At 57.1% G+C, this 11,280-nt stretch carries 14 protein-coding genes; 9 read left to right on the top strand and 5 right to left on the bottom strand.

The genetic code is table 11. From position 1 onward, the window contains the following. From JWR14_RS00800 to JWR14_RS00790, 3 genes are all read left to right on the top strand, one after another. Positions 1–977, top strand: a 977-nt coding sequence (locus JWR14_RS00800) for a glycosyltransferase family 4 protein (RefSeq protein ID WP_299699723.1), incomplete at its 5' end; no start/stop codon positions are given. Positions 978–1,304: 327 nt separating this feature from the next. Beyond that, on the top strand, positions 1,305–1,616 hold the full coding sequence (locus tag JWR14_RS00795; RefSeq protein WP_299699720.1) for a hypothetical protein: 312 nt from the start codon (positions 1,305–1,307) through the stop codon (positions 1,614–1,616). Between the two features lie 880 nt (positions 1,617–2,496). Beyond that, positions 2,497–2,691: a DUF2934 domain-containing protein gene (locus JWR14_RS00790; protein WP_299699717.1), complete on the top strand. Its 195-nt coding sequence runs from the start codon at positions 2,497–2,499 to the stop codon at positions 2,689–2,691. A gap of 314 nt (positions 2,692–3,005) precedes the next feature. Here JWR14_RS00790 and JWR14_RS00785 read toward each other — a convergent pair whose 3' ends face one another. Next, entirely contained in the window at positions 3,006–3,338 is a 333-nt protein-coding gene (locus tag JWR14_RS00785) for a hypothetical protein (RefSeq protein ID WP_299699714.1), read from the bottom strand. 953 nt (positions 3,339–4,291) lie between these two features. Here JWR14_RS00785 and JWR14_RS00780 point away from each other — a divergent pair. After that, on the top strand, positions 4,292–4,549 hold the full coding sequence (locus JWR14_RS00780; RefSeq protein ID WP_299699711.1) for a hypothetical protein: 258 nt from the start codon (positions 4,292–4,294) through the stop codon (positions 4,547–4,549). Between the two features lie 697 nt (positions 4,550–5,246). On the opposite strand, the gene JWR14_RS00775 is transcribed toward JWR14_RS00780, so the two are convergent. Then, positions 5,247–5,699 (bottom strand): DUF2934 domain-containing protein, encoded by a 453-nt coding sequence (locus tag JWR14_RS00775; RefSeq protein ID WP_299699708.1) that lies wholly within the window; start codon positions 5,697–5,699, stop codon positions 5,247–5,249. A 750-nt stretch (positions 5,700–6,449) separates the two neighbouring features. Between JWR14_RS00775 and JWR14_RS00770 the strand changes: the two genes are divergently transcribed. From JWR14_RS00770 to JWR14_RS00760, 3 genes are all read left to right on the top strand, one after another. Continuing rightward, positions 6,450–6,755: a CsbD family protein gene (locus tag JWR14_RS00770; protein ID WP_299699642.1), complete on the top strand. Its 306-nt coding sequence runs from the start codon at positions 6,450–6,452 to the stop codon at positions 6,753–6,755. Positions 6,756–6,771: 16 nt separating this feature from the next. Then, a complete protein-coding gene (locus JWR14_RS00765) occupies positions 6,772–7,164 on the top strand; it encodes a phage holin family protein (RefSeq protein ID WP_299699639.1) in 393 nt (130 codons plus the stop codon). Positions 7,165–7,888: 724 nt separating this feature from the next. Then, a complete protein-coding gene (locus JWR14_RS00760; RefSeq protein WP_299699636.1) occupies positions 7,889–8,065 on the top strand; it encodes a DUF2934 domain-containing protein in 177 nt (58 codons plus the stop codon). A 64-nt stretch (positions 8,066–8,129) separates the two neighbouring features. Here JWR14_RS00760 and JWR14_RS00755 read toward each other — a convergent pair whose 3' ends face one another. Together JWR14_RS00755 and JWR14_RS00750 are read right to left on the bottom strand one after the other, a co-directional pair. Then, positions 8,130–8,630, bottom strand: coding sequence for a ferritin-like domain-containing protein (locus tag JWR14_RS00755; protein ID WP_299699633.1), 501 nt, complete (start codon positions 8,628–8,630; stop codon positions 8,130–8,132). Positions 8,631–8,663: 33 nt separating this feature from the next. After that, positions 8,664–9,203 (bottom strand): DUF4142 domain-containing protein, encoded by a 540-nt coding sequence (locus tag JWR14_RS00750; RefSeq protein WP_299699630.1) that lies wholly within the window; start codon positions 9,201–9,203, stop codon positions 8,664–8,666. Positions 9,204–9,660: 457 nt separating this feature from the next. On the opposite strand from JWR14_RS00750, the gene JWR14_RS00745 reads away from it, so the two are divergent. Further along, positions 9,661–9,948: a DUF6723 family protein gene (locus JWR14_RS00745; RefSeq protein WP_366144494.1), complete on the top strand. Its 288-nt coding sequence runs from the start codon at positions 9,661–9,663 to the stop codon at positions 9,946–9,948. Positions 9,949–10,020: 72 nt separating this feature from the next. Here the strand turns inward: JWR14_RS00745 and JWR14_RS00740 are convergent, their stop codons facing one another. Continuing rightward, the gene (locus tag JWR14_RS00740; protein ID WP_299699624.1) at positions 10,021–10,452 is read right to left on the bottom strand and encodes a response regulator; all 432 of its coding nucleotides are present in this window, start codon (positions 10,450–10,452) and stop codon (positions 10,021–10,023) included. Positions 10,453–10,699: 247 nt separating this feature from the next. Between JWR14_RS00740 and JWR14_RS00735 the strand changes: the two genes are divergently transcribed. Next, positions 10,700–11,280, top strand: a 581-nt coding sequence (locus JWR14_RS00735) for a hypothetical protein (protein ID WP_299699621.1), incomplete at its 3' end; no start/stop codon positions are given.

Below are 11,280 nucleotides of genomic sequence, written 5' to 3'. Positions count from 1 at the left end.
CAACTGACGCCGGGGGGCACTGGGTTAAGGTTGCGGTAGGCTTGTCTGATGCGCTACGACGGTTCGACCCTCAGGTAGTGGTGACGCTCGGTTATCACACGAGCTACTCCATGTGGCTGTGCTTTTTGAAGTTGCTCTTCCGCCGATTCTCCCTGATCTACATGTCCGACTCGAAAGCTGACGACGGCAAACGATACCGGGCGAAAGAGTGGCTTAAGCGGACCATCGTTCGTCAGTTCGATGGTGCACTTGTAGCGGGCGAAAGGCACCGGGCATACGCACACTCGTTAGGGATACCCCCCGCCCGATCCCGGGTGGGTTTCGACGTCATCGATGTGGAATATTTTTCACAGAGGTCTGAGTTAGCGCGCAACTCCGGCAGCGACATCCGCGCAAAATTCGGTCTGCCGCCTCGATATTGCGTTTGCGTGAGCCGGTTCGTGCCGCGCAAGAATGTTGATGTGGTGATCGAAGCCTATTTTCAATCAGGGCTTTACAAAGCAGGCCAATCCCTGGTCCTGATCGGTCAGGGCCCGTGTCGCGATCGCTTGCTCCAGCAAGTCGCGCAGCGCGGCTTGAACGCTCATGTGGTCATCTTGGATTCAATAAAGAACCTCGACATGCCAGCCGTGTACGCGCTCGCAGAATTCGCTGTGCTCGCAAGCAAGTTCGATCAATGGGGCTTATGCATCAATGAGGCGTTTGCCGCGGGGTGCCCTGCTATCGTCACGAGGACTTGTGGAGTTGCTGGCGAGCTAGTAACGGACGGTATCAACGGCTTTATTGTTCAGCCGGGAGATGTCCAAACGCTGGCCGACAGGATGAAGCTTCTCGGCTCTGACCTCCGATTGCGTGGCCGTTTCGCTGAGAAAGCAAGGTCCGCCGGCAACGATTGGACGCCCACCCTGTTCGCGTCTAACCTCATGGATCTGTCGGCATCAATCGTAACGGACGCAAATAAGACCCTAAGTCCGTAAAAGCGCGCCCGCTCTCAGACTTGAATTCTCTGAATGGCGGAAAGCGGCCCCGCTTGGGCGACTGGCGTGGGATAGCGGAGCATTGCTGGCGAAACCAGGCGCTTTTAAAAACGTCCCACCTTGACGTGTTTAAAAAGTTCGATGATGCAGACTGCCCCGATGTGAACGCCCTGGACACATGGCTCTTACGATGCGATGTGAGAACAGACGTGCAGGGTCATTCCAGAGTTGCTACCCCGTCCAGCACACTTCATTGGTTTTACGTCTTTGACCGCTGGCCTTTGCGCTCCCCTGCCCGGATGTCGCGGGCGAGTCAGGATTGGCGCAATGGGCTCGCGGCTCAACGTCGTGCCCTCGAGCAATCACCGCGGGAGGGCGGCCATGAGGACGCCGACTTTTCATGATCTGCCGACCGGAGAGCAGACGGAGTTTCTAGTCATCTGCGCCGTCGCCAAGCTTGTGCCCGAAGAATTCAATGTATCGTTCGCGGATAAGATCGCCGGCGACGTTGACGTCGAACCTCTGTTGCGCTCGGTCTTCTTTAATTTGGCTCGATCACGCGCGCATATGCTGGCGGCGACGAAATACCTTGGACCGTGCAATTCGAGGAAGGACGTTCAGGTAACGATCTCCGTCTGAGCGTCGGAACGCCCTGGGTCGAGAGCAGCCTGACACGGTGTTTGCCCAGCGTGATCCAGTCAACATTGAATTCCATGATGTACTCCCTTTGCCGTTGCTATGCATGACGACGATTGAGGCAGAACGGCGGTTTTCACGTCCAGATATTCGCGATCACCTCTTGCAGTTTTTGGCGCACACCTAGGTTGACGGTGGCTGCCGTTCTTGGCGACTATCCGGTGCTCAGCTTAGCGTGCGAAAATCTTTCATGTAGATGCAATAACAGGTGCTGATGTACGGCTACATCGGATGCGCATGCGGGCCGAGGTTGGCCATAACAGTACCACCGGCTGCGGAAGGAACAGAGTGCCCCTTTCATTAATTTTCGCCCCGCTCGCCGGGGCAAACGAGGAGCACACACGCCGTTATTAGTCATGCAGGTTGCCATAGGCGGCGACTTAGTCGAAATATTCGAAATGCCGGCGAACGATATCGAGGGGCGTCGAATGCTCGCTGAAGCCAACAAGGATGAACGTGTCCATCACCCGGGTCGAACAAGACCTTGAGGACGGTGAGGTATGGGTCGACCTGACCGACGCCGACGGGTGAACACTGCTCGACCAGGTCGCATGTTTCCATCGGGCAGATTCTTTCGCCTACATTGTCAAACGCGCAGATTCGCTTGTGGCGGACACACCGACGCGTGTGCGCGGGGATGTAAGTAGGTCCCTCGCTGTCAGCAAGGATCTCGGGCACCTTCTTTGCGTAAACATTGCCCAAGTCGATCGAGTGTGACGTCGATCACGGCCTTCACCGCGACGAGCGCCGTCTGCGCAGACGTGGACGTCCGTGCGGCCGACCACTTTGGGTAAATTTATTTAACGTCAACTTGGGGAAAGTTATGCCGAACTCCTTCACCGAAGACGATATCCGGACTAAAGCCTACGAACTGTGGGAGCAAGCAGGCTGTCCGGACGGTGGCGCGGAAATATATTGGGCCCAGGCCCAAGTCATTCTGGGTAATGGAGAAAGTGCTTCGCCGTCTGACTCCCTGGCGGATGTGCATTCTCCGGAGGACACGCCCGACGAGAAATGATGCGCCACGACAATCCCGTCTGCAAAGATAGGTCGCCCGGCGCACCGGCTTCCGCCGGACTGGAATACCCTGAAATCTGGGAAAAGAAGGTCGTGATCACAGCACTCGACCTGGGGCGCACCGTACTTGCGGTCATCTCTGTCTCCCAGTCCGCTCGTTCCCAGGACAGCCAATTCGCCCGCTCATTTAGGCTTGCGTTATACCCACCTCGGAGAACCTCGTTGGGGGCAGGCCTGCGACTTGGTGGAGATCGATAGCGAAGCGAGAATGGGCGTCCCGTGAGCGGGAGCGCTCCCCTTTCGGGCTGGGCTATTTCAGGGCTGAAGCGGTTCGGCATCCGGTCGTGCCGCATCGCCGTCAGTAAAGATTTGTCCCGGTAACGAGTCAAAGTCGGCTGAATCGGTGCGGACAATCTCCCGCAACATTTTGACGAACGCATCAGCGTCTTTCAGTTCAGCGACTAACACCCGAGCGGTGCGCAATGAAATGACTCGCGATCGAGGCAGCGTCTGTCCGTCGTCAAGGACGAACGTGAACCGATGCACTTCCGAGGAATCGGCCCCAATGGGCACATCCTCGTGAGAAAGAATGGTCGCTTTCATTTTTCGTTGGGAGTGGCCGAAGCATATTCCCGTATCGCTCAGCAAGGGCCGTTCCGCCACGGGGGATCCATTTCTTCCACCGATTTTGACACTCAGGACCGACCTCAAGCGGTGCCGCGCGATCGCGGCCGCGGTGACGTTGCGATCGTGACACTCGCACCGCGCGCAAAGAACGGTGTTGGAGTAACCAATACCGGCGGCATCGCCGATTCGCCGCTGCAGGATCATCGCTTACGTTTACGTCGGTAGGACACCGATGCTCCGGTGAGAGCCGTTGTTCCATCGGGAGAGGATTGTTCCGAGTTTGCGACGCAAAGCGCCGTGAGACAAACTGCGTCCCGGCAAGGAGTCTCTTGAAAGACAGATATACCATGGATGTTTACCGCCGTCGTAGGGAGCGTGCACGACGGCCCACCCGAACTGTGCACGGACGGTGGAAGTTTGGGTAGACCCTGCCGGTCGAATGGGTTGGTAAAGCTCCGACATATGTTCGTGAGTCGAGTAACCGTGCGGCAGATTCCAATTAGCACATCGCACCTGTTCGACGAGGTCGAAAGCGAATTGACCTGTCGGCATCAATAGTAACGGACGCAAGAAGCATCCTCGGTCCGAAAGCCTGAGTCTGCTCTGAACACGGAATTCCCCGATTGGCGGACAAGACGCCCCGCATGGGCGATTGGCATGCGGTCGATGAGGGCTGTGTTGACAAAATCACGTGCTGTTAGAGGCGCCCACGTTCGCCACGTCCAAAGCTCGGTGATGTAGACGAATTTCGATGTGAACGCCCGACACATTGTTCCTACGCTGCGATGCGGGCGCAGGCTCGTTATTGTCGTGCCGTCCTGTCGTCCTGTCCGACATACTGCATTGGTGCTACGTTTTGACCGCCATCTCCGCGACCCCCGTGCCCATATGTAGCGGGGCGAGTCAGTATTATCGCAAGGGGCTCGCGCTCATTCATCGTGCTACCATCGATCAACCACTGCGGGAGGCCGGCCATGACGACCCGGACTTTTGATGATCTGCCGGACGGCGAGCAGAATGAGTTTCTAGACATCTGCGCCCAGGCCAAGCTTGTGCCCGAGGACTCCAATGTCTCGTTCACAGATGAGATCGCCGGCGACATTGGCGTCGAACCTTGCTTGCGCTCGGTCCTCGTTCAATTTGGCTCGATCACGCGGGCCTATGATGGTGGCGACGAGGTCCCTTGGACCGTTCAATTCGAGGAAGACGTGAAGGCAAACACCTTTGTCTGAGCCTCGCCTAACGAACTCCGTCTTATCCAAAACTGGCACCTTCCTGTACATCGCCCCAAGGTCCGCATCAGTCACGTTGGCGCGCCCGACGTCGTCTGTGAGCGCGGCGACGCACGTGTGCGAATTTCGCTTGAGGTTAGATTGCTTAGCGAACCACATTAAAGTGCGCCGAGCATTTCATCAGGCACGCGCTCGCTTCTACTACATCGCCAAACAATGGAGCAATAGCGCACGCTACGCCAACCCTATAGCATGCCGCAGTGCGAGGCATCAGCCAGGGTCCGCGCCGCCCGTATCCCCGCGACGGATCAACTCCCAATGCGTCCGCTTGACCGTCGTGTAAATGTTCACTAGCTCGCAACTTAAATTTTCCGTAGCTACCCAGCAATTGGTCTCATCCAGGTTCGCGATGAAAAACTGGCCGTGGCAGCGCGAAGTACGTTACGGGCATGCAGTAACTGTCAAAAAACAGCATGCCGCCGATGGCTAATAGGTCGCTTTGGTCGATCAAAACAGTCACTGATCCCTATGAGCAAGCCAAGTGCGTGGTGTGCATGGAGAATAGTTCACTGGACAAGTCGCCTGCCACAAGCTAATTGCGGTACGCGCCGAACCGAATTGGCACGTAGGCGCGCAGCGCTCGCCGACCATTGGCTAGATATTGTGTCTGCGCCGCGGGCGGCATTGATTGGAATCACTAAACCTCGAAGTCGCGGATGCTGCGCCAGTATTCGTCGGCTCCTCCCTCGGGGCGACCCGCTTGCTCCCAGAGCACATACGCCCGGTCGCGCAAGTGCTGGTCAAGGGCTCGATGCCAATACTCCTCTGCACGGCCCTCGGGCATTCCATCTTCTTCCCACAGAAGATACGCACGTTCACGGACGGTCTGCTCCAAACTCGCTTTCGTTTCGGAGTTCCCAGCGAGGTTGTCGCCGTATGGCGCCATCTGGCCGCCCCGGCTAACATGCATTCGGGCGGTCAATGTTCCGAGTTCCGAGTCGGAGACCAACCGGCCGTGAGCGGCTGCCTCCAGCGCTTTGGCTTTGTAGGCAGTTTCATCCGCCGCTGCGGCCGAATCATTAAGCGTGATGGGATAGGTATGTATGACAGCGCCAGTGCTGTCCAGCACGTCTACTAGCCGTTTTGCCATTTGCTGTGCCTCCGTCCTGTTTGTGGGCGGTTACCCTTGGAACCCCTGCGTCGGGCCTTGCCATTAGTCTGTCGTGTGGAGCTTCTAACATCGCCGTCGATCGCCGCAATCGCCAAAGCCCACCAAGCACTAAGGAAAGGTCGACATGGACCACATCGCTTCCCTAGTATCTCGCTCAGTAAGGCTTAGGCAAAGGCTTATCGCCCACGGGTGGGACTGCTTGCATTGGCATGCTGGGTCCCGCACCGCTCGATCCCAAAGCAGACCCGCTCGACGTTATTCCATGATCACTTCCAGCATCAACCGGTGGACGAACTTGGTTTTGCGCTGGAGCCCCTTCGGTCTTTGGCGGCCCAGTTGCTTGCGGCGCCCTCGCTGGCAGCGTCGGAGTATTTGCTGATTGAGCGTGCGCTAGGATCGGAGCGCCGGCCGCAGCGCTAAGTACAAACAGTATCGCAACATGTTTCGTTTTCACTCGAGCCTCCCAGCAAATCTCCGGTGCGCGGTACGACGCTTGCTTATGACCCAACACGTCCTCGGCAGATTGAACTTTAGCAATCGCCGATCCTAAGCAGCTACGCTGCTATGTGTCCTTTTTTGGTAAAACAACATGCCCTATTTACTCGGTTGGCTACTCGGTGTTCCGGTGATTGTATTAGTAATCCTTTACTTAATTTTCCACTAACATAGCGAGTGGGGAGTTAAGGCCCCTTGTTCCTTGCACGTTACATACCAATCCTGGAGGCTCAGATGGATACGGATGAAACCAAAGGCGCGATCAACGAAACGATTGGCAAAGTACAGGATGTCGTTGGAAGCGTTACGGACGACGCAGGCGCTCAGCTGGCTGGAAAAGCAAAAGAGCTCAGCGGTAAAGCGCAGGAAGTGTATGGGCAAGCAACCGAGCAACTGCGTCAAACGACCGCTGAAAACCCGCTGATCACGCTTGCCGTGGTGGGGCTGGCCGGCTTCCTTCTCGGCGCGCTCTTCAAGCGCGCAAATCGCGACTCGATAAACTATGATGACGTCCCGCCCACTCGGGGGCGCCGCTACTGACCCTGGGTAGACATCGATGACGCTCGGTTCATTGACCAAGGCGCGAGGCCGCGTCCGCGCGTGGAAGGCGGTTGGCGCTTTCTGCGCTGGGCGCGGTGGCGATTATGCGGAGTTGATATCGCTTGAGCTCGCGGATACGAAGGCAACGCTGCTGCGCGAGGTCATCGCGATGGTGGCGCTCGCGACAGGGCTGTTGTTCGCCCTCTCCTTTCTATGTATTGCACTGATCGCAACGTCATTTGGAACGCCTCACTTCATCGGCATTGTCTGGGGCGTAGCAGGAACCTGGATTGTAGTGTCGATAGCGGCGTTCTTCGTTTTGCGAGCCCAACTGCGCGGCGCTTCCCATTTCGCCGCACTTCGATCCGAACTGTGTAAAGACGCACAGGTCATTAAGGAGGCGTTGTGAACGACCCGTTACCACCCCAAGAAGAAAGCGTGGTCGCACGGCGCACTCGCGTGCTCGCTCGCATGGCCACATCCAGGTCGACACTGAGGGCTGAAAACCAAGCAGAGGTGGGCTCTGAAGCCCCGTTGTCGGCGCAATCAAGAACCGCTGTCGGCGCTCCGTTTGCCCATGCGTCTCCTCTACACACTTTCCTCGCGTCACCGAACGCACCGATTGTCGCCACGTTACTCGTTGGCTCTGTGATTCTCGGTCCGCGACGTGTGATCATTGCTGCGGCGGTCCCGCTATTGCGCGCGGTAATCGGTCGCGCGGTGCGGGATATGGCTACGCGCTAGGCGCAAGAAGCGTTTCGAAAGGCATTTTTTCAGCGGAGCCGAAGAATTTTAAAACAAGCGCTTAGGCTGTGCGACATGGTGGATACCAGGGCGTCTTCTGAGACCCGATACCGGTACGAATGCAGCGCCATCCGGGAATCGGTAGTTCAAAACTTACTCATAATTAGCAGCGTCAGGAGCGAAGATTGCATGGCGCTGATGCACACACGCAACTGGACAATCTTTGACGTTCATTAGCACACGCGTGTCGACGAAGCATCAATGAATGCTGCGAGAGCGTCGAGGGTCCAGGCGAATATCGTCGTGTGCATTTACTGCGACACCGAAAAATAGCGCCCGCAGTTTATCTTCGCCTTCGGAAGCTATCGAATGAATAATGGCCGCTAGCCATGGATAACGAACCGATCGAACGACGAATCCGGACCAAGGCCTATGAGCTTTGGCTTGCTGACGGGGCGATGGAAGGGTGTGCAGACGAATACTGGCGTCAGGCTCGGGAAACGGTCGAGAAGGAAATCGAATCTGAGCGCATCGGCCGCGAACCCGGCAGCGCCTCCATCCTTTGATCGTTATATGAATGACTGGCCTACCCCGCCCCTTTGCTCGGGGCCAGCCAATCACCCACTTCGCTTAGACCTTAGCCCCAGCCGTTTCAGCGGAAACCTCCTGCTCTGCCAGGATAGTCAGTTTCTTGTCGGTCGCTTTTTCCTCTTCCAAGGTTTGATTCAGGAGAGTCATCGCCTCCGTATATCCCAGTTTCTTCGCGAGCGCGCACAACGTCCCGTAGGAAGCAATTTCGTAGTGTTCGACTTTTTGCGCCGCACCGATCAAAGCCGCATCCAACACAGGACCCGCCTCGATTTCGCCGATTTCCTCATCTGCTTCTTCGATCAGTCCTTCCATCGCGACACACTTGATGCGTTTCAATTTGATGCCTGCTGCCTCCACCGCCTGATCAATGCGTTCAATCTGCCCGTGGGTTTCCTCCAGGTGCGTCTCAAAGGCTGCCTTGAGTTTCTGGCTCGTCGACGCCCGGGCCTGCTTCTTCAGTGCCTTGGTAAGCTGCTTCTCTGCGCTGTAGATGTCCGACAGGGCGTGGATGAACAAGTCGTTCAATGTTTTTGCTGCCATGATTTTCTCCAAAGTTTGAGGAAAGTTGCTTCGTTACTGGGCTGTGATGCCCTTCTTGGCCGCAAGTTGCTGCGCCATCTTCAGGTGCTGTTTAATCGTTGGCAGGGCCTTTTGAGCAGCCTTTTTGAGGTCTGCGTTTCGGCCGCCGTCGGCCTCGGTTTGAAAGGCTGCTACGGCCTTCTCGTGCCCGTCGAGTCCGACCTGCTTGATATAGGCTGTGTCGAACGCTTTGCCATGAAGGCCGCTTAGAGAATTGAGAACGGCCATGTCAGAATTATCCTTTGGCACTGCCACGCCGTGCGGCGCCGCCATCTTCAACGAGAGCGCCAACTTCGTGTGGTCCATTTCCATGTGGTGAGCGAAACTTTTTACATCTGCATCCTGTGACTGCTTCGCGACAAGTTTGCTTGCGTCTATTTCGGTAAAGCTGGACATGCTGGCCGCCTGTACGAACTGCTTGTCCGGCGACGGCAGGTCATTCGCGGCGGTAGTACTCGCGGCTTGCGTTTGCGCGAATGTCACGCCAGCCGCGGCAAGGGCCACAAGCGCAGCGGCGATAGAGGCGCGTTTCATAGATGAACTCATTGGTGGATAAGTGTCACGGGCTCACAGGAACGGGAGACGACGTCACCAATGCAAACGCCATTCCACCCGTCCCGTTTCCACGCGGTCGTGGTTGAAAGTGGCTCGGGCACCCCGTTTGCGCATGCGAACTTGCTCACTGCCGCGCACAACATTGCGCGAAAAATGGGCACAGGTCTAGGAGATGGAACACTCCGACGTCGAAAAAATTAACCGCTCATAGCGACCGAGCGATGGAGGGGACGAATGACGTCAAGGAGGACTGACAGCGCCGAGGCGGACCATACGGAAACGGCGTTTGTAATCAACGCTCCGAGTGCTCAACCTCCAATCGAATAACCATCCCCCTTCACCGCTGAAGAGCACGTCGCGGGTCGCGAATTCCGTTCAGAAGTTGGCGAAGCACGTCCAGAATTATTCGACTGAGATCGATTGTTTGGTGGCGGAAATGGCACAAGGTCCACGGAAAAATTTCACACAGTTCAAAGCAGTTTTACAACCCGCGATCCCAGGTCGATCGCTTGCCGATTTTCGAATCTATGCGTCGTATCGCGGAGTACCCGGCCAGTTCTACGGCACGCTCAAGGTGGTGCGCTTGACTGATAAGCGTGTCTTGTTCCCCTTCGAAGGGTGCCCGGAAATCGGCCCATTCCCGGACCGCCAAGCGGCGGTCGACGCCGCGCAGCAGTATGGTGAACAGTTTGCGTCAGGTGACCTTCAGAATCCCGAATGTTGATAGCACCGTTCCAGATCGGGACGACGTTGCGCCAGAGCGCATCGGTCGAGACCAGCAAGTCCCCTGCGCGCTCTAGTGGGCGAACAGCGTGACCAAGGTGGCAAGGCGAGACGGCGCCTGTCCCTTTTGGTAATAAGCATCGAACTCGTGGTCTACGACGTGTTGGCGTAGTTCTGCTTCGTCGAATGCTGTGAACGCAACGATGGCGGCGTCCTTCGTACGCGCGTCACCTCTTAACGCCAGTGCCGCTTGGTAGCCATCGCAGCCCGGCATCGAAATATCCATGATGATCACGTGTGGCCTGAACTCGGTGGCGAGGGACAGAGCGGCATGTCCGCCAAACGCCGCCTCGCACTCCATCCCCTCAAGCGAGAGATAGGTCGCCAGCGCCTGAGCGGCCGAGACGTTGTCGTCGACGACCAAAATCCTTAACTTGGAAGCGCCGCGCGTCACTCGACGCGACGTCCAGACGGCCGCACGCACGTATCTATGATCGTTTCCCATTAACCCTCCTCTTTTTAGAAATCACCGAGCACCGGGCATGCCTGACGAACTTTTGTTTGCCAGATATGCAAGGTCGAGTGTCGGCTTCCAACGGTAGGATCCCCCTCTAGGTTTGGCGCGGCGTTGCGCTCGGAGGATGGGCCTTGGCGCACGACCAATGCGGCATACGGCTTGCTCGATGTCAGCGCACGCGTTCGCGTGGAAAAACAGGATCTCTAACGGCTGCTATTTCCAATCAGGAAGACATATGAAACTGCTCACCACCCAAGACGGACTGCCACGCCTTTCATGGGGCTCTGTGATTGCCGGCGTGATCCTCTCGTCTATTGTCTATTTGATCATGAGCGTGCTTGGCACCGCCATTGGGGCCTCCCTTCTCTCCCCGTTATCCCGGCCTGATCCTTTACACGGTTTCGGATTTGGGTCGGGCGTCTGGGTCATCGTGACGACGGTACTGGCTGTCTTTATCGGTTCATATTTTTCCGGTCGCTGCGCGCCGGTGCTTGGATGGCTGCACGGACTGCTGTCGTGGGCCGTTATGACCTTGCTGATTGTCTTCGGTATGACCTCGTTGATCGGAGGTGCGGTGAGCACAGCCGGCAGCGTCGCAGCCACGAGCGCCCAAGTTGGGGCAACGGCCGCGAACCAAACCAACACCGACCCGTCGGTGATTAATTCGGCCAAGCAGCAGGTGCAGGCGACCATTGCGTCAGCCGCGTCAGCGGCGTCGAGCCCTGAAGCCGAACAAAATGCGCGGCAGGCTGCTGACACCGCTGCGCGAGGTGTCGCTCGCGCCAGCTGGTTCTCCTTCGCCGCCCTCATCGTGGG

The organism is Caballeronia sp., from assembly GCF_028292365.1.
Lineage (GTDB): Bacteria > Pseudomonadota > Gammaproteobacteria > Burkholderiales > Burkholderiaceae > Caballeronia.
Note: the sequence above shows the minus strand (reverse complement) of the source record. Positions and strands in the feature narration are given on the sequence as shown.

Excerpts from the sequence above, each read along its gene's own strand:
- JWR14_RS00795 (WP_299699720.1), top strand. The coding sequence starts at position 1,305 with ATGGGCTCGCGGCTCAACGTCGTGCCCTCGAGCAATCACCGCGGGAGG.
- JWR14_RS00790 (WP_299699717.1), top strand. The coding sequence starts at position 2,497 with ATGCCGAACTCCTTCACCGAAGACGATATCCGGACTAAAGCCTACGAA.
- JWR14_RS00780 (WP_299699711.1), top strand. The coding sequence starts at position 4,292 with ATGACGACCCGGACTTTTGATGATCTGCCGGACGGCGAGCAGAATGAG.
- JWR14_RS00775 (WP_299699708.1), bottom strand. The coding sequence starts at position 5,699 with ATGGCAAAACGGCTAGTAGACGTGCTGGACAGCACTGGCGCTGTCATA.
- JWR14_RS00770 (WP_299699642.1), top strand. The coding sequence starts at position 6,450 with ATGGATACGGATGAAACCAAAGGCGCGATCAACGAAACGATTGGCAAA.
- JWR14_RS00765 (WP_299699639.1), top strand. The coding sequence starts at position 6,772 with ATGACGCTCGGTTCATTGACCAAGGCGCGAGGCCGCGTCCGCGCGTGG.
- JWR14_RS00760 (WP_299699636.1), top strand. The coding sequence starts at position 7,889 with ATGGATAACGAACCGATCGAACGACGAATCCGGACCAAGGCCTATGAG.
- JWR14_RS00755 (WP_299699633.1), bottom strand. The coding sequence starts at position 8,630 with ATGGCAGCAAAAACATTGAACGACTTGTTCATCCACGCCCTGTCGGAC.
- JWR14_RS00750 (WP_299699630.1), bottom strand. The coding sequence starts at position 9,203 with ATGAAACGCGCCTCTATCGCCGCTGCGCTTGTGGCCCTTGCCGCGGCT.
- JWR14_RS00745 (WP_366144494.1), top strand. The coding sequence starts at position 9,661 with ATGGCACAAGGTCCACGGAAAAATTTCACACAGTTCAAAGCAGTTTTA.
- JWR14_RS00740 (WP_299699624.1), bottom strand. The coding sequence starts at position 10,452 with ATGGGAAACGATCATAGATACGTGCGTGCGGCCGTCTGGACGTCGCGT.